This window comes from Oceanobacillus sp. FSL K6-3682, assembly GCF_037976165.1.
Classification (GTDB): domain Bacteria; phylum Bacillota; class Bacilli; order Bacillales; family Amphibacillaceae; genus Oceanobacillus; species Oceanobacillus sojae.
Genome location: NZ_CP150263.1, coordinates 1,073,894 through 1,090,103 on the forward strand (window position 1 = coordinate 1,073,894; position 16,210 = coordinate 1,090,103).

Here is a 16,210-nt window from a genome sequence, read left to right on the forward strand (position 1 = left end):
CTGATTCAGTCCAGTATTGGTCGAGAAGAACATAGAGATGTAACTGAACATTCTTTGGTCATTGTTGGAAGAAGAGCGACTGGTGAATTGCCCCCTTTTCTTATCTAGTAGGCGATTTCTTTTATTTATCGTTTTCATTGACATAGGGCCATTCATTATAGTAGGTTGAAAAAAATAGTAGTATTTTATTACTAATAAGAGAGGAGCTTTAAGAGTAATATGGAATATGAAATTAAAACGTTTCCGGCATATCGTGCAATGGGTTTGAAATGCGATGTTTCTTTTACTGATTTTGAAACGATAGAAACTGTGATTGAAAATTCAATAAGCAGAGTGAAAGAGTTTGATTATCCTGTGAATCCTGGCATAAGGCTCGGTTTATCTTATCACCTTCGACCAGATGGTTTTATTTACTATTCTGTTTATGAAGTGCAGGACAAGCAACCACTGCTTGATAACATGGTTGAGATCAATATACCTGAAATGACCTATCTAGTAGCAAAGCATAAAGGTGAAAGTATTGAAGATACTTATGAAAACATAATGAAATGGATAAAAGAAAGTGATTATACGCCTTTTAAAGAGGAAGGTGTCGATTACTATGATGAATTACCAATAAAGCATGAAAAATATTTAAATGGTGAATCTGTTTTTGAAATTTTGATACCTATAAAGTAGGTAATAAATGTTTTTAAGTTAATAGGTATGTGAAGAATTACAAGTCTGTTGTGGAGGAATAACGTGTCAAAAGGATTAAAAATTATCTTGCTTTGGTCGCTTGCTTTCCCCGCAATAATCACCATCGGTCGTATGATAATTGATTCTATTTTAAGCAGGGAAATGGAATTCATCTCATACACGGCTGTTTTTTTTAGGCAAGGGTGCAGCAGGATTGATTTTTGGCGGGCCGCTAGTGTACCTTGTATCAAAATCCAAAGAGGAGAAATATTAATTTTAAAATCTATATAATGTTTTGGTCCGCTGTAAAAAAACAGGCACTCATTCCAATAATGGAAAGGGTGCTTGTTTTTTTAGTGGAATTATTCTATTTTACAAACTGTGGGATAATATAACTTATACAAGGCTCTTTTCTTTTCTCACTGATTTAAGTGCGTTTGACCAAGCAACAACATCATCAATCATTTCACCAAATCTTGGTTTATGAACCTCCATTGGTTTGAAAGTTGCCATGTTTTCAAAGTCATTAAATAAGCTGAATGCACCTTGTGGTTCTACCGTTGCAATTTTTAAGTTTGATAAAGTAGTGCGTAGTGCAAGGGAAGCTGCGATACCTAGAGTGGAGCCGTAGCTTACGATGCCTGCTGCTTTATGATGCCACTCTGAACCTAAATAATCTAAATGATCTTTAAGACCTGACGGGAAATTTTTATTATATTCAGGCGTAACAAAAATAAAGCCATCAAACGAATCAATTTTTCTTGACCAGGTACTTTGCTCTTCTGTTGCATATTCTTTATTTGTCATAAGCGGCGGAATTGCTTCATTGAAGCGTCCAAGACCACTTTCTTTAATATCAACAATTTCGAATGTTGCATCCACATCTCTATTATCTGCAAAATCTTTGATCCATTCTGCAACCTGTAAATTAACACGTACGTCACGTGTGCTTCCTGTAATAATACCAATTCTAGTCATGTTGTAACCCTCCGTATAAATTTATATAAAATGAATCAAATAATAAGTTTGTATTAATTTGATTACTAGAGTTATAATAAACCTAAAGTTTCTTTTTGAGAAGAAGGCACTTTAAATAAACCTAGTTTCTTTTAGGAAACCAATTGATATAAAAGGATTTCACGCATATCTTTATAAAGGAGAAATTTAAAAATGGCGAATCTAACTGCTGGTGAAAATTGTGGAGAGCTTCAAGTTGCATTAGATATTATTGTTGGTAAATGGAAACCGATTATTTTATTTCATCTTATGGAAAATGAAAAATTACGTTTTAGCGAGCTGCAGCGGGCTATTCCGGAAATCACTAAAAAAATGTTAACCTCACAATTAAGAGAGTTAGAATATAATGACATTGTTCATCGTGAAGTCTACCAACAAGTGCCCCCAAAAGTGGAATATTCGATGACGGAATATGGACACGGGTTAACACCATTGCTAGTATCTATGAGGAGCTGGGGGACAGAGCATCTCAAGCATTTAAAGGAATTGCATGGGGAAGATAAAGATAATGAGGAGCAGGAAGGAAAAGCAGGCTCAAACTAATTGTAATATTAGGGGAAATGATTTTCTATTTAAAAACATGTACTTAGCTTTGTTATTTAATACGTGCTCATTTCAATGGTGGAAAATAAGCGCTTTCTATATGAATATTCCTTCCTGCTCACAAGTTTTCACGATATAAATAGACTGATAAATACTGCTTCTTCTGTTAATTCAAGGATTAATAATCCCATAATATCAATGTCCAAAAAGTAAAAAAGCCGTTGCCCTTAAGTCAGATATCATGAAAAGATTTCGAAGTATAACAACGATAACGGTAACAATTTCTCTTGATCTCGTTTTATAAAGAGGGGGAATCAAAATGTTAGATTTAATTATTCGGAATGGTGAAGTAGTATTAGCTGATGGTCCGAAAAAGATTGAAATTGGTATTAAAGACGGGAAAATTACTGTGATTGCTGAGGAAATTACAGAAGCATCTGCAGACATACTAGATGCTTCCGGACAGTATGTGCTGCCAGGTATGGTGGACACGCATGTTCATATTAGTGAGCCCGGGAGAACGGAATGGGAAGGGTTTGAAACCGGATCAAAGGCATTAGCTGCCGGGGGTACGACAAGCTATGTGGAAATGCCTTTAAATGCATTGCCAGCTACAACAAATAAAGCAGCACTTGATTTAAAGCTGGAAGCAGCTAAAACACAAAACTATGTTGATTATGCTTTCTATGGCGGGCTTGTACCAGGAAATATAGATGATCTGGAAGAATTGGATAAGACTGGAGTTCTTGCATTTAAAGCATTTCTATCTAGTGTTGGCAGTGATATTCCGGGTGATTTTGAAAGCGTTGATGATTTCACCTTGTATAAAGGCATGAAAAAGCTGGCAGAATTAGATCAAATCCTTTGCCTTCATGCAGAAAATTCGGATATAACTTCGAAACTAGAGGCAGAATTCATCCGTGAAGGAAAGGTTTCTGCAATGGATTATCCGGATGCACGTCCAGTATTTACAGAGGTTGAGGCAGTACAGCGCGCATTATTATTTGCAAAAGAAACAGGATGCCGGCTTCATATCGTCCATATTAGTACCTATGAAGCAGTACAGGAAATTTTAAAAGCTCGCGCAGAAGGTTTAGATGTAACCGTAGAATCATGTCCGCATTACTTTGCAATGTCTGCAGAGGATGTAGAAGAGATTGGCGCATATGCAAAATGTCAGCCGCCAATAAGAAAGAAAGCAGAGCATGACAAGTTATGGGAAGAATTATTAAATGGCAATATTGATTGGTTAACATCTGATCATTCACCGTGTACACAGAACTTAAAAACAGAGGCCAATAATTTTTTTGAAGCATGGGGCGGTATCAGCGGAGCGCAGAATAATGTTGACTTAATGTTCGATCTTGCAGTAAAGCAGCGCGGACTTCCTATTGAAAGATTTGTCGAACTCATCGCAACAACCCCTGCTAAACGTTTCAATTTAACAAACAAAGGTGAAATTGCAATTGCAAAGGATGCGGATATCATTTTCTTGGATCCGGATGAGTCTTATACTGTAACAAGAGAAAATTTATACTATAAGAACAAGCACAGCGCCTATGAAGGAAGAAAAATCGGCTGCCGTGTAACCAAAACAATCTTACGGGGGAATGTTGTATTTGACCTTGAAAAGGGTATTATTGGTGAACCAAAAGGTGAACTATTGACAAAATAATAGCCATTTTAATTGTTGAGTATTACTTTCTCATAGAACAAAAGATTGATGTGGAAGAGCTGTATAAGAAGGATGGACAATTCTCTGAAACAAATAAGGCTGCAATTATTGCTCTGGTTTTAGCTGCAGGATTAGCATTTATTCAAGTAGATCTGGCCTGGATTATTGGGTTTGTAGCTGCTGTTATCTATGAGAAAAATAATAACTAAATTACTAATATCAAGATAAAGAGAACCCTATAAAACAAAACGGACAGGTTTGTTTTATAGGGCTTTTAACTGTATATTATCGTTTTTTGCCAATTAATATTTCTAAATCAACGGTTATTTGAGTTGTATCTTCATCCAAGAAGGATTTAACCTGTTCCTTTGGCGCCTCCCACGATAAGGGAGTCATTTCAACCAGCGATTGAATGGATAGTTTATCAAGAAGAACAGTATAACTTATCCTTGAATTATCCACCATTTGAAAATTTTCATTAAATCTTACAACAGTATCTGTATTAGAATAGGATTGTTTTTCAGGCTGATTGAAAATAATTTCTCTTAGTTCTTTTAAGTAGCTGCTTTGCGGAACAACTTTTATTAATAAACCATCCGCTTTTAGGACTCTGTTAAATTCATTATAATTTGATGGTGACAAGATGTTCAGAATAACATCGAATTGCTCATTCATAAAAGGCGTATTCGCAAGGTCACCAACAGTCCAAATCTTATTGGCACAGCTTTTAGAAGCCTCCAGAATCCCTTCTTTAGAAATATCAATCCCTACTCCTGTTACTGTTTTTTGATATTTAGAACGAATACTCTCGCAAATGTTAAAGAGATGCGAACCCTCACCACATCCCGTATCAATTAACGAAAGACTTTCCCTTTCAATCGCAGCATGTTTATATATCATTTCAGCAATTGCTTGAATTAACGGTTCGAAAAAGTCGGCCTCTGTAATCAGTTTCCGCCGTGCCTGGAAAAGACTCCTGTTATACATACTTTTCACCGGATGGGACATCAAGTTGACATATCCTTGTTTTGAAAAGTCAAAGGTATGATTATTTAAGCAGATTAAATTTTTCAGCTCGAAAACCCTCATCGATGAGTTACAGACAGGGCATTTAAAAATAGCTTCAGAATGGCTTGCATATTCTGCAGCCAATGTTCTTTTATTCATTTAGCCACCTCATTCTTTATTTAGACAGAAAAAAGACATAGACAAATAAACCCTTATCATACATGCAAAAAATAATATGAACTGGATTTGGAAATAATCTACATCTAGTTATTAGCTATAAAGAAGAGGTTGAAAATACATAAAAAAACTCCTTTAAATTTAAATGAATTATAGAAATCTAATTCATGAATATATTAGCATAACTGGGCTTTTGATTCAAAAGGGAATAATCGTATGAATTTAAATTTTCTGTTATTATTGATAGATAAGCGTACCTTAAATTGTAAAAAATAAACAAGTTAGAATGAATTATTCCGTATTTGGAGGAGGCCGCAGTGAACTTGCGATTTTTATTTATCGTTTTGATATCATTTCCTTCGTTTTTGTATTAATAGGATGTCAACCAAAGAAGGAAATGCTGATGATTGAGACATATGATATAAATGCAATTTCTATTTCTGAATCAACTAGTTTTGGTAAATTTAATAATGATTTTTTTACAACTGAAGAAACCACACAGGAATTAAGAGAGGCTTTAAATCTCTAGGGTTAAAAAGAAGGAGGATACAGATGAAAGGAAAGACTATCTTAATAACAGGAGCTAATTCAGGTATTGGATTTGCAACAGCGCGCATTTTAGCTGAACAAGGCTGTCATATTATTTTAGTGTGCAGGAATGAGAAAAGAGGCGAAGAAGCACGTCAATATATAATGGATGCTACTGGCAACAGGGAAATGGACTTGCTGGTTGCTGACCTGTCCTCACAGCAGGATATCAGAAGGCTGGCAGAGCAGGTTAAACAGCATTATTCAAAAATAGATGTTCTTATAAACAATGCGGGTGGTGTATTTGGTCAGTATCAAGTCAGTGAGGACGGTTTTGAGATGACCTTTGCCGTCAATTATCTGGCTCCATTTTTATTAAGTCATCTGCTGCTTGATAAATTAAAGGCATCCGGGTCAGGAAGAATCATTAATATTGCGTCCGTCATGCAGGATAAAAAGTTTAATCCGGATGATGCAATAAACCAGACTTCTTCCAGCTATTCAGGAATGCAGGCGTATAAAACTGCAAAAACAGCCGTTCTTATGATGACGTATTATATGGGGAAAAGATTGGCAGACAGTGGTATAACTGTTAATGCACTGCATCCGGGATTTATATATACACCGCAGGCAACACGAATGTCACCAAAATTATTTAGACCATTAATGAAGTTGTTCTCAAAAGATCCTGAGCAGGGCGCAGCTTGTCCGGTTTATTTAGCTGCTTCCAGTGAAGTAAAAGGTGTTACTGGAGAATTTTTTAAAGATAATAAGACAGAGCGGACATCACCCGTTTCGTATAATGAAGAGCTTCAAAAGACTTTATATACCAAAAGTATGCAGTGGACGGGGTTGAAGACAGATGATTTTACAGAATACGAATTGATACGATAAGAATTTATGCAAAGCTCCGTTTTGACGGAAGATTTACTAACTTAACTATATGATTAAGAAAATATCAATAGCAGGGAGGCAAGCAAATGGTAAAGAAGGATTTAAATTATTATCAGACATTTATTACTGTGGCCCCGGACAGTACGGCAACAGCCGGACAGATTCCTGCAGCCCGTGGTAAGAAGCCGACGAAAGTGCAAATTGAATATGAACTATTATCCGCTAATCCTTATACCTATAGCCAAAGTGAGCTGCTCTTTGAGGTACATGTAAGGCATAAAGCGATCTCACAGGTAGATTTAGAAATGGAAGAAGAGGCTTTTTTTGCAAAATCCCAAGCTTGTTTACGAAGTTCTACCTTGCCGAAGAAGCTGGGCTGGGGAATTCATTTTAACAAAGAAGGAAAAATTGCGCTTTACGGTATCGGGACACCTGAGTATAAGCAGTTTTCTGAGAATGAGAGTGGAGAGTTAAAAGTATTCCCAGCCATGCGAAGCAGCAGGAAAAAATAATGGACGATCATAGAGAAAGATGAGGAAATATCCCACAAAATGTTTACTTATTAATCGTAAAAAAACAGCTATATCAAGGTTCCTTAGCTCTTGATATTTTTATGTATTTATTATGATTTTTTGCATTGATGAAAAACATCGTTCCAGCTAAGAAAATAAATAAAGAGATAAAAATTGCTATACCGGAATACTTATTATCAAATATTGTACTATCGATTAAATGAACTAACATTATCAATACAAGTGATGCATATAAACCATTTACATATTTCATTTATTTGAGACCTCCTTTGTCTTCATCAGTGGATGGAGAGGTTGTAGGCGTGCTTTTCTTGTGAAAGAATATTTAAGTCGAGTTAATTTTATATTTCAAATTCTAACATAGCTGTTTTATATAACAAAAGTATGGGCCAGACTATTCGAAATATTGTTAAATACTGAATGGTAATAGTAATTTATGTTGCAGTGATCCAATGACGATTCAAAAGAATCTTTATAAAAGGGGCGGAAGATACTGTGGAAATAAAAAATTCTTCTTTTAACTATGATGAGCATGGACAAAAATATTCGGGTTATAGACAAACAGACCGAAGAATTGCAAAATATGTTTATGAAGCCCTTGGCTCAGCAAAAACGGTATTGAATGTAGGTGCAGGGGCAGGATCATATGAGCCTGAAGACAAGTATGTTATAGCGGTAGAACCATCGGGTGTTATGCGGTCTCAACGTCAAAAGGCACAAAAGGTTCCTGCTATCAATGCCACCGCAGATTCTTTGCCATTTGATGATAATTCCTTTGATGCCGCTATGGCAATGGTAACAGTTCATCATTGGCCAGATATACGTAAAGGATTGCAAGAGTTAAAGCGAGTTACAAGAGAGAAAATCTTAATTATGACCTTTGACCCGAAAGCCCTGGATAATTTTTGGAATGCATATTATTTCCCAGAGCTGATTGAAGTAGAAAAAGAACGTTATCCCACGATGGATTTCATTACAGAAGCGCTTGGGGTAGAATGTACCATTCAATCTGTTCCAATTCCTTTTGACTGTGCAGATGGATTTCAAGAGGCATTTTACGGGAGGCCGGAAGCCTTTTTAGAAAAAGAAATACGGCTGTCGCAGTCAGCATGGGGATTTTTACCTGAAGGAATGGAAGACAAGTTAGTAAAAAGACTCGAGCGTGATCTTAAATCAGGTGAATGGGATAAGAAATTTGGAGAGTTTAGAACAAAACCTGCTTTTACTTGTGCACTTCGACTAATAACAGCTGTGCTGCGATAAAAATAAAATATATGCTGATTTATAAGAAAAAATCCCCTGTATTCACTTTTTATATGAGAAGAAATGAGATTATAAGCCCTGTTTTTTATTTTAAATGTCAAATAAACAAAGGTGTAAATAAATGAACTATAAATACACGCAAATAATTCATGACTTATTATTGAAGTATGCAGACAGTAATGAGGCTGTAAAAATGAAAAGATATATGCGTAACCGATATGAATTTTACGGTCTTAGAGCTCCGCAAAGAAAAGAATTAGTAAGGTCATTAATTAAAAAGCAAGGCACTCCGCAAGAAGAACATTTTCGAGAAATCATTCAGGAGCTCTGGGAATTCCCGGAAAGAGATTACCAAAGTATCGCCTTAGAATTGCTGGATCGAAAAATAAAACATTTCAAAGAGAAAGACATTTAACTATTGGAGTATCTCGTCATCAATAAATCCTGGTGGGATACAGTAGATTGGATTGCAACGAAACATGTTGGGCATTATTTTATGCAACATCCGCAGAATAAAAAAGCTGTCACTGATAAATGGATAGATTCGGAAAATATATGGCTGCAAAGAACAGCAATTTTATTTCAATTAAAATATAAAAAACTGACAGATGAGGATCTTCTGTTTAGATATATCAATCAATGTCTGGGATCAGAGGAGTTTTTCATTAATAAGGCTATTGGATGGGCGCTGAGAGAATATTCCAAAACAAATCCACAGTCTGTACTTGAGTTTGTTGATAAAACACCATTGTCTAGGCTCAGTAAAACAGAAGCATTAAAAGCTATTAAGGAAAATAAAGGAAATGAAGAGAAAAATAGTAAGGGGGGATGAAAATGCTTAATATAATAAAGTCATATGTTTATTTGTTTCTAGGCGTTATTGCAGGAGTTATGATTGTAAGCGTGCTCCGTAACGGAGAAATAAATTGGGGACTAATTGGCGCGATAACCGCTTTATCTGTTTTAGGATTCTTTGCTTTTTTATTTATACGGAAAGGAATCGAAGGAGAGAAATCATGAAGCAATAGAAAAAAGTTGAAGAATGCTTTGTTTTATGGACATGTAAGGTCCTTCGCATAGACAGATTTTAAATTTTTTTAGAAAATCATCAACACCATCGGATGGCATTCCTTTAGTGTTGATGATTTTCTTGCTTCATAATAGCTATAAGTTTTGAGTTAATTGTGTGGTATTAATGGTTGATATAAATCTAATTGATTCCCATACAAATCCTCGAACCCAACTCCTATACCTCCAGGAACAGTTTTTGGTTCTCCGTGAAACCTAACTCCTCGAGCTTTCATTTCCCGGTAATCTTTTTCAATATCATCTGATTCAAACATTACCAGAATGTGATTTGCAGCTTGCTTGCCGATTAATGCAATACTTTCTGGAGTGTCGGCTGTCACCAATTCCAATTTGGTTTCATTATTCTTAGAAGGAGATACAGTAAGGTAGCTCCACCCGGGTGAAAACTCCATATCATCACAAATTACAAAGCCTAGTTTGTCTGTATAAAATGCTTTGGCTTCTTCTTGATCTTTCACAAAAATGCTGATCTGTGCTGCTTTCGTAAACATAAGATTCTCCTTTCGTATTATTTCATCTTGTAAATACGATAATAGCATCACTTCATAGCTGATGTTTCTTTTCCATTGCTGTTTTTTAAGATGCTAACATGCCATAAGGAAATGGAAAGTTCGAAATGTTGATTATAAGTTGCTGATTAACAAACAGTGCAATAGAGTTTACATAAATTAGTTCTAACAAAATGATAAAATAACTGTTATCTGAAGAAATTCAACATTTATCATCAACATATATCGATTCGATGTTTAAACCATTTATTGCAATCGTTTAGCACAACTAAATAGAAGAACAGCCAGATACTGCATAAATATTTTTTAGTAGTATTAAACTATCCTGACCACATCTCCCGCTACTTATTTTGTTCATGAAGCCATAATGCAACCTGTAAAATGAGGCTATCATTAAATATCTTTGGATTATATCCTGTTTCATTTACTATATTATTTATCCGGTAAAGCAGTGTATTTCGATGTAGAAATAGAGCGTCGGCAGTCTTTTGGATATTTAAATCATTTGCAAAAAATGCTTTTAACGTTATTGCCTGCGTTTCGTCTAAACGTTTTAAAATCCGCTTAGAAAATCTTTCTCTCAGCGTTTGGTCAAGCTGGTAAAGTAATGCTCTTACTTCTATTTGGCTGAATGAAATAATTTCAATGGTCGGTTCGCTTATTTTTAAGGCAAGCTCACAATCAAAGTAAGCCTGGTAAAATTGGTGTAATTCATGGAAGGCTAAGCTGTAGGCTATTCTAAATTTGATCCGCTTTTTATGGAATAACTCATGCAGCAACTCTACTTTTCGCAATGCCTCGGTTTCTTCAATTTCTGACGCAGCAATAAATAGCTGATTAAGGTTTATAAATCCAGCTATGACATAACGGTTACCAAATAAATTCTCTATTTTTTGAATGAACTCTTGTTTTTGGATGGCGAGGTTATCTATTTGAATGACAAATACCATGAATGGAGGTTCTAACTTCATTTTAAGCATATCAAGTCCTTGCTGGATTGTTTTATAAGATGAGCTCCTTTTTAACAGCTGATCAATAATCATCTCTTTTGTACGTTGCTTCCATTCAAGCTGAGAAGTAATAAATTCCTGATCAATCATCAGCTCTGTAGTCATCTTTACCAGCTCCCCGATATCTTCCATATCATCGGGGTCGCCGGTAACCCCGATGACTCCAATGATATTCTCATGAAAGACGATGGGGAGATTAATTCCAGGTTCTGAACCTTTCCATGCTTCCCCCTGATCAGGATAAATAGTGAGTGTTTCTCCGCTTTTTAACACTTCTACGGCTCCCTCATGAACGGTGTGTAATCTTGATTCATCCCGAGTGGCAATAATCTCTCCTCTAATGTCCATAATATTGACATTTCTATTTAAGCGTAAAGAAGTTTCTCTGACGATTACATTGGCAATTTCCTTTGTTAACATATCCATGTTTTATTCTCCTTTAGCTGTATCATACAAAAACGAGCATAATATTTTCTCTTTTTTTGTATGATATAGCTATATACAAATTAAGTCAAGATTCGTATAATTTAAATTACATATTGATGAAAACGCTTACCAAGGGAAGTGATTTAATGAAAATTATCGTCGCTCCAGACTCATTTAAAGGAAGCTTAAGTGCAGTCGAAGCAGCTAATGCCATAGATAAGGGTATCAAAAATGCTTTTCCAGAAGCAGAAACAGTGTTGATTCCCGTAGCTGATGGCGGAGAAGGGACATTAGAAACACTTGTAGCTGCTACAAAGGGAGAGATAAGGAATGTGGTTGTAATTGACCCATTAGGGAATAAAGTTGAGGCCGGATACGGTGTTTTAGGAGATAAGAAAACATGTGTCATTGAAATGGCAGCAGCTTCAGGTCTTACTCTGATTTCTAATGAAGAGCTTTCACCTTTAGAAGCAACAACTTACGGGACAGGACAGTTAATTAAGCAGGCTCTCGATGATGGTTTTACTTCTTTTGTAGTTGGATTAGGCGGTTCCGCTACGAATGATGGAGGAGCCGGTATGCTCCAAGCGTTGGGATTAAAAATTTCAGATGCAGATGGAAATGAAATCGGATATGGAGGGGGTTCTTTAGACAAAATTGCTTCGATAGACACAAATTCATTTGATTCAAGAATTAAAGGTTGTAAATTTTTAATTGCCTCTGATGTAGAAAATCCATTAATTGGCTCAAACGGAGCCTCTCATATTTTCGGACCACAGAAGGGGGCAACTCCAGAAATAATAGCACAGCTTGATCAAAATCTAGCACATTGGGCCAATCAAGTTGCGAAGGTCACAGGAATCAGGATGCACGATATGCCAGGTGCAGGAGCTGCGGGCGGTATTGGGGGAGCTTTCCAAGCTTTCTTTCCTTGTGAAGTAGAAAGGGGAATAGACGTTGTTCTGGAGTATAGTAACATAAATAAATTTTTAACAGGAACAGATTTAGTCATTACCGGTGAAGGGAGAGTGGATGAGCAAACTGCTTCAGGTAAAACGCCGATGGGAGTTGCGCAAATAGCAAAGATGCAAGGAATTCCAACAGTTATTATGGCAGGGTCAGTAAGTGAAGATGCAGCCGTACTTCATGATTTTGGTGTTGTAAGCATCCACAGCATTATTAATAAACCAATGACTTTGGAAGAAGCTGTAAGAAATGCAGCTGTGCTCTTGGAATGGAGTGCTGAACAAGTTGTACGCTCTTATTTTCATTCTATTAATTATATAAAAGGGGGAGCGATTTATGAAAATTAAGGATACGATTGAAAAAGTACCTGGAGGGTTAATGGTAGTCCCGCTTCTGCTCGGAGCTTCTTTAAACACAATTGACCAAATGCATATTCCGGCAGTGATGAGAGTTCTTGAATTTCTTGGTGCACCGCAAACGGAAGAAGGATACTATGAGTTTTTAAGAATTGGCGGATTTTCACAAGAATTATTTAAAGATAGTGCACTCGTACTGATAGCTTTATTCCTGTTCTGCGTTGGAAGCCAGATGAACCTGAAAGTTGGCGGAAAAGCATTGAAGAAGGGTGTACTACTGACTGGTTCTAAATACGGAGCAGGAGTAGCTGTCGGAATGGCTTTTGGAATCTTCTTTGATCCGATTACCGGATTATTTGGACTGTCAACTCTTGCGCTAATTGCTGGAATGACAAATAGTAATAGCGGAATGTATGCTGCTTTGACTGGAAAATTTGGAAATAGATCGGATGTTGGAGGCCTTTCTATTCTAGCTATCAATGATGGACCGTTCCTGACATTAGTTGCACTAGGCGTATTAGGAACAGCTTTCCCGATGATTTCATTTATTGCTGTTTTACTTCCGATTGGAATTGGAATGCTTTTAGGAAATTTGGATCCAAAGATCAGAGAATTTCTTAAGCCGGGTGAGTCTGTTACTATTCCATTTTTCGCATTTGCGCTGGGGGCAGGCATGAATTTAGCAAACTTCTTTAACCCTGCTGTACTTACAGGCGGCTTAACACTAGCTGTTCTGACATTTGTTTGTTCAGCTGGTACTGGTATCCTTGTGTTTAAATTATTTAAAGAAAAAAGTTATATTGCACCAATTTCAGAAGCTTCTACAGCTGGCAATGCTGCTGCCACACCTGCAGCTGTGGCAGCAGCAGCGTCTGTAGCCGTTGGAGCTGGAGCGATGACACAAGCAGAATTTGAAGCGATCCAGAGCATCGTACCAATTGCAACTGCACAGATTTCTATATCAACAATTACGACTTCGCTGCTTTGTCCTTTAGGTGTTATTATGATGGATAAGTATCAAAGAAGAAAAGGGATTGATGGTACAAGGGAAGATTTGGGGTTAATAAGGAATGAAAATGAAACAAAACATGCGGTAAACGACTGATATTTTAGGGATGTGTTTTGTTTTACCTACAGCTTCCTTTTAAATTTCAAGAACCTGCAGGATTCAAGCTATTAAATGAAATGAGGTTTTTACATGAAAACAGATCTATTATATGGAAAGAATGGAATTTCATTAGATTTACCTGAAGACGCTTTGCTTATTGAACCAACCAATTTGCCAAAATTAGAAAATGATAAAGAAGCAATCAGACAGGCTCTGCGAAATCCAATTGGAAGCGAGTCTTTGAAAGAATCTGTAAAGTCAACAGATACAGTAGCCATTGTTATTAGCGATATTACAAGACCAACACCAAATCATATCCTTGTCCCATTACTAATTGAAGAATTAAATCACGTTCCGCTGGAAAACTTTGTTATTATTAACGGGACTGGAACACATCGTGACCAGACAAAAGAGGAATTTGTACAAATGCTAGGAAGCTGGGTTGTAGATAATATACGGATTATAAACAACCAATGTCATGATAAAAATACACTTGTTAACCTTGGCAAAAGTAAATTTGGCTGTGATGTCTATCTGAATAAAGACTACGTGGAGTCTGATTTTAGAATTGTTACCGGCTTTATTGAACCACACTTTTTTGCAGGATTTTCTGGCGGACCAAAAGGAATTATGCCAGGAATAGCGGGAATTGAAACAATTATGACATTCCACAATGCAAGAATGATAGGAGACCCCCTCTCCACATGGGGGAATATGGAGAATAACCCTGTTCAAGATATGACTAGGGAAATTAATGCGATGTGTAAACCTGACTTTATGCTAAATGTTACATTAAACCGGGAAAAAGAAATTACTAATGTATTTGCGGGTGAACTGTATCAAGCACACGATGAAGGTTGCGCTTATGCAAAAGACCATGCCATGTTCCGATGTGATAAGCGGTTTGATGTTGTTATTACATCAAATTCCGGTTATCCGTTAGATCAGAACTTGTATCAAGCTGTAAAAGGAATGAGTGCTGCGCATAAAATTGTAAAAGAAGGCGGAGCGATTATTGTGGCATCAGAGTGTTCTGATGGTCTGCCTGATCATGGGAACTATGCGAAAATTTTTGATATGGCCAGGAGTCCGCAAGATTTGCTGGACATGATTAATAATCCAGAATTTAAAATGTTTGACCAGTGGCAGGTGCAAAAGCAGGCAGTGATTCAGGTTTGGGCAGATGTCTATGTCTATTCAACGTTATCCGATGAACAAATAACCAATACAATGCTAAAGCCAACTCATGATATTGAACAGACATTAGAAGAATTAAAGGAAAAGCATGGGGAGTCTATGACAGTCGCTGTTCTTCCACTTGGCCCGCTGACAATTCCTTATGTTGAAGAGAAAGTAAATTCCTAAGCTGAGAAGTTGTATATTGATAATAGAATTGAATCTGTTTGACAACTAAACGAAACAAAAGGTAAGATTTTTATTATAAGTATCTATATTTCGATTTGTATAAATTTTGTAAAAATAAAACGAATACCCCCTATCTAGTCAGGGGAAATGAGGTGAGTAAAATGATGGAAATCTGTGATAAAAATCGTCATTTAGGTAACACATTGAGAGAAATGGGCCGTGTAATGGTTGCGTTTTCAGGAGGTGTAGACAGTGCTGTCGTTTTGAAAAGAGCTCAGCAAGAGCTGGGAGATAACGTCTTAGCAGTTGTGGTGGCATCAGAAATGTTCCGTGAATCCGAATTTAAAGCAGCTGTTCAATTGGCTGAAGATTTAGGTGTGAAAGTATATCAAACAGAAATAAAGGAATTGGACAGCCCACAAATTACAGCAAATAATCCAGATAGCTGGTATTACAGTAAAAAAATGCTCTACATGCATCTTAATCAGCTGGCCCAAGAATTAGGTTATCCATATGTTTTAGACGGAATGATTATGGATGATGAGGAAGATTTCCGTCCAGGATTGAAAGCGAGAACGGAAGAAGGAATTCGTAGTGTACTTCAGGAAGCGAATATTTATAAATCGGAAGTCCGTGAACTTGCCAAAAAACTCAATCTTCCTGTGTGGAACAAATTAGCTTCTTGCAGTTTAGCATCCAGATTCCCATATGGAACAAAATTAGATAGGAAAAAAGTGAATCAAGTTAATCAGTCAGAACTTTATTTAAAGCGTATCGGATTTGAAGAAGTTCGCGTACGTTATCATGATAACGTGGCACGTATTGAAGTAACAGCGGATAAAATTGTGGAGTTACTGGAAAAACGCATGGAAATTCAGCATAAACTGGAATCTCTTGGCTTTGACTATGTGTCTGTGGATTTACGTGGTTATCGTACAGGCAGCATGAATAAAGTATTACCGGAAGCTGCTGCAGAACAAAAACACGTTGCCAACGCATAAAATAAAAATACTTGTTCTTTACGTGAAAAAGCAGTTGAAGCAACTGCTTTTTCACGTAAAATAG

General features: G+C 36.6%; 19 protein-coding genes and 1 pseudogene. 15 read left to right on the forward strand and 5 right to left on the reverse strand.

Annotation, left to right across the window (positions count from 1 at the left end):
- Positions 1-219 precede the first annotated feature (219 nt).
- Entirely contained in the window at positions 220-678 is a 459-nt protein-coding gene (locus MHH51_RS05525; RefSeq protein WP_339284902.1) for a GyrI-like domain-containing protein, read from the forward strand.
- Positions 679-741: 63 nt separating this feature from the next.
- Complete coding sequence (locus MHH51_RS05530) at positions 742-969, forward strand: hypothetical protein (protein ID WP_339284904.1); 228 nt, start codon at positions 742-744, stop codon at positions 967-969.
- Positions 970-1,074: 105 nt separating this feature from the next.
- Here MHH51_RS05530 and MHH51_RS05535 read toward each other — a convergent pair whose 3' ends face one another.
- Entirely contained in the window at positions 1,075-1,656 is a 582-nt protein-coding gene (locus MHH51_RS05535) for an NAD(P)H-dependent oxidoreductase (protein WP_339284906.1), read from the reverse strand.
- Positions 1,657-1,848: 192 nt separating this feature from the next.
- Between MHH51_RS05535 and MHH51_RS05540 the strand changes: the two genes are divergently transcribed.
- The 3 genes from MHH51_RS05540 to MHH51_RS05550 all read left to right on the forward strand — a co-directional run bounded on the left by MHH51_RS05540 (position 1,849) and on the right by MHH51_RS05550 (position 4,122).
- A complete protein-coding gene (locus tag MHH51_RS05540; RefSeq protein ID WP_339284907.1) occupies positions 1,849-2,238 on the forward strand; it encodes a helix-turn-helix domain-containing protein in 390 nt (129 codons plus the stop codon).
- A gap of 319 nt (positions 2,239-2,557) precedes the next feature.
- On the forward strand, positions 2,558-3,913 hold the full coding sequence (allB, locus tag MHH51_RS05545; protein WP_339284908.1) for an allantoinase AllB: 1,356 nt from the start codon (positions 2,558-2,560) through the stop codon (positions 3,911-3,913).
- 50 nt (positions 3,914-3,963) lie between these two features.
- Positions 3,964-4,122 (forward strand): hypothetical protein, encoded by a 159-nt coding sequence (locus tag MHH51_RS05550; protein ID WP_156985633.1) that lies wholly within the window; start codon positions 3,964-3,966, stop codon positions 4,120-4,122.
- 76 nt (positions 4,123-4,198) lie between these two features.
- Here MHH51_RS05550 and MHH51_RS05555 read toward each other — a convergent pair whose 3' ends face one another.
- Positions 4,199-5,080: a putative RNA methyltransferase gene (locus tag MHH51_RS05555; RefSeq protein ID WP_339284909.1), complete on the reverse strand. Its 882-nt coding sequence runs from the start codon at positions 5,078-5,080 to the stop codon at positions 4,199-4,201.
- A 304-nt stretch (positions 5,081-5,384) separates the two neighbouring features.
- On the opposite strand from MHH51_RS05555, the gene MHH51_RS05560 reads away from it, so the two are divergent.
- From MHH51_RS05560 to MHH51_RS05570, 3 genes are all read left to right on the forward strand, one after another.
- The gene (locus MHH51_RS05560; RefSeq protein WP_339284911.1) at positions 5,385-5,627 is read left to right on the forward strand and encodes a hypothetical protein; all 243 of its coding nucleotides are present in this window, start codon (positions 5,385-5,387) and stop codon (positions 5,625-5,627) included.
- A gap of 23 nt (positions 5,628-5,650) precedes the next feature.
- Entirely contained in the window at positions 5,651-6,520 is an 870-nt protein-coding gene (locus MHH51_RS05565; protein WP_339284912.1) for an SDR family oxidoreductase, read from the forward strand.
- Positions 6,521-6,606: 86 nt separating this feature from the next.
- A complete protein-coding gene (locus MHH51_RS05570; protein WP_339284913.1) occupies positions 6,607-7,032 on the forward strand; it encodes a DUF6157 family protein in 426 nt (141 codons plus the stop codon).
- Between the two features lie 73 nt (positions 7,033-7,105).
- Here the strand turns inward: MHH51_RS05570 and MHH51_RS05575 are convergent, their stop codons facing one another.
- Positions 7,106-7,306, reverse strand: coding sequence for a hypothetical protein (locus tag MHH51_RS05575; protein WP_156985630.1), 201 nt, complete (start codon positions 7,304-7,306; stop codon positions 7,106-7,108).
- 242 nt (positions 7,307-7,548) lie between these two features.
- Between MHH51_RS05575 and MHH51_RS05580 the strand changes: the two genes are divergently transcribed.
- The 3 genes and pseudogenes from MHH51_RS05580 to MHH51_RS05590 all read left to right on the forward strand — a co-directional run bounded on the left by MHH51_RS05580 (position 7,549) and on the right by MHH51_RS05590 (position 9,336).
- A complete protein-coding gene (locus MHH51_RS05580; protein ID WP_339284915.1) occupies positions 7,549-8,316 on the forward strand; it encodes a class I SAM-dependent methyltransferase in 768 nt (255 codons plus the stop codon).
- 121 nt (positions 8,317-8,437) lie between these two features.
- A pseudogene (locus MHH51_RS05585) lies at positions 8,438-9,148 on the forward strand (DNA alkylation repair protein).
- 2 nt (positions 9,149-9,150) lie between these two features.
- Positions 9,151-9,336, forward strand: coding sequence for a hypothetical protein (locus MHH51_RS05590; RefSeq protein ID WP_147211117.1), 186 nt, complete (start codon positions 9,151-9,153; stop codon positions 9,334-9,336).
- 158 nt (positions 9,337-9,494) lie between these two features.
- On the opposite strand, the gene MHH51_RS05595 is transcribed toward MHH51_RS05590, so the two are convergent.
- Complete coding sequence (locus MHH51_RS05595) at positions 9,495-9,896, reverse strand: VOC family protein (RefSeq protein ID WP_339284917.1); 402 nt, start codon at positions 9,894-9,896, stop codon at positions 9,495-9,497.
- Between the two features lie 359 nt (positions 9,897-10,255).
- On the reverse strand, positions 10,256-11,350 hold the full coding sequence (locus tag MHH51_RS05600; RefSeq protein WP_339284919.1) for a sugar diacid recognition domain-containing protein: 1,095 nt from the start codon (positions 11,348-11,350) through the stop codon (positions 10,256-10,258).
- A gap of 146 nt (positions 11,351-11,496) precedes the next feature.
- On the opposite strand from MHH51_RS05600, the gene MHH51_RS05605 reads away from it, so the two are divergent.
- The 4 genes from MHH51_RS05605 to larE all read left to right on the forward strand — a co-directional run bounded on the left by MHH51_RS05605 (position 11,497) and on the right by larE (position 16,146).
- A complete protein-coding gene (locus MHH51_RS05605) occupies positions 11,497-12,663 on the forward strand; it encodes a glycerate kinase (RefSeq protein WP_147211114.1) in 1,167 nt (388 codons plus the stop codon).
- Positions 12,653-13,777, forward strand: coding sequence for a 2-keto-3-deoxygluconate permease (locus tag MHH51_RS05610; protein WP_147211113.1), 1,125 nt, complete (start codon positions 12,653-12,655; stop codon positions 13,775-13,777). Before MHH51_RS05605 ends, MHH51_RS05610 begins: the two co-directional genes overlap by 11 nt.
- A 93-nt stretch (positions 13,778-13,870) precedes the next feature.
- The gene (larA, locus tag MHH51_RS05615) at positions 13,871-15,145 is read left to right on the forward strand and encodes a nickel-dependent lactate racemase (protein ID WP_339284921.1); all 1,275 of its coding nucleotides are present in this window, start codon (positions 13,871-13,873) and stop codon (positions 15,143-15,145) included.
- Between the two features lie 161 nt (positions 15,146-15,306).
- Positions 15,307-16,146 (forward strand): ATP-dependent sacrificial sulfur transferase LarE, encoded by an 840-nt coding sequence (larE, locus tag MHH51_RS05620; protein ID WP_147211280.1) that lies wholly within the window; start codon positions 15,307-15,309, stop codon positions 16,144-16,146.
- Positions 16,147-16,210: the final 64 nt, after the last annotated feature.

Bases quoted from the DNA above. Each gene is read 5' to 3' on its own strand.
- MHH51_RS05525 (WP_339284902.1), top strand. From the start codon at position 220: ATGGAATATGAAATTAAAACGTTTCCGGCATATCGTGCAATGGGTTTG.
- MHH51_RS05535 (WP_339284906.1), bottom strand. From the start codon at position 1,656: ATGACTAGAATTGGTATTATTACAGGAAGCACACGTGACGTACGTGTT.
- MHH51_RS05540 (WP_339284907.1), top strand. From the start codon at position 1,849: ATGGCGAATCTAACTGCTGGTGAAAATTGTGGAGAGCTTCAAGTTGCA.
- allB (WP_339284908.1), top strand. From the start codon at position 2,558: ATGTTAGATTTAATTATTCGGAATGGTGAAGTAGTATTAGCTGATGGT.
- MHH51_RS05555 (WP_339284909.1), bottom strand. From the start codon at position 5,080: ATGAATAAAAGAACATTGGCTGCAGAATATGCAAGCCATTCTGAAGCT.
- MHH51_RS05560 (WP_339284911.1), top strand. From the start codon at position 5,385: ATGAATTATTCCGTATTTGGAGGAGGCCGCAGTGAACTTGCGATTTTT.
- MHH51_RS05565 (WP_339284912.1), top strand. From the start codon at position 5,651: ATGAAAGGAAAGACTATCTTAATAACAGGAGCTAATTCAGGTATTGGA.
- MHH51_RS05570 (WP_339284913.1), top strand. From the start codon at position 6,607: ATGGTAAAGAAGGATTTAAATTATTATCAGACATTTATTACTGTGGCC.
- MHH51_RS05575 (WP_156985630.1), bottom strand. From the start codon at position 7,306: ATGAAATATGTAAATGGTTTATATGCATCACTTGTATTGATAATGTTA.
- MHH51_RS05590 (WP_147211117.1), top strand. From the start codon at position 9,151: ATGCTTAATATAATAAAGTCATATGTTTATTTGTTTCTAGGCGTTATT.
- MHH51_RS05595 (WP_339284917.1), bottom strand. From the start codon at position 9,896: ATGTTTACGAAAGCAGCACAGATCAGCATTTTTGTGAAAGATCAAGAA.
- MHH51_RS05600 (WP_339284919.1), bottom strand. From the start codon at position 11,350: ATGGATATGTTAACAAAGGAAATTGCCAATGTAATCGTCAGAGAAACT.
- MHH51_RS05605 (WP_147211114.1), top strand. From the start codon at position 11,497: ATGAAAATTATCGTCGCTCCAGACTCATTTAAAGGAAGCTTAAGTGCA.
- MHH51_RS05610 (WP_147211113.1), top strand. From the start codon at position 12,653: ATGAAAATTAAGGATACGATTGAAAAAGTACCTGGAGGGTTAATGGTA.
- larA (WP_339284921.1), top strand. From the start codon at position 13,871: ATGAAAACAGATCTATTATATGGAAAGAATGGAATTTCATTAGATTTA.
- larE (WP_147211280.1), top strand. From the start codon at position 15,307: ATGATGGAAATCTGTGATAAAAATCGTCATTTAGGTAACACATTGAGA.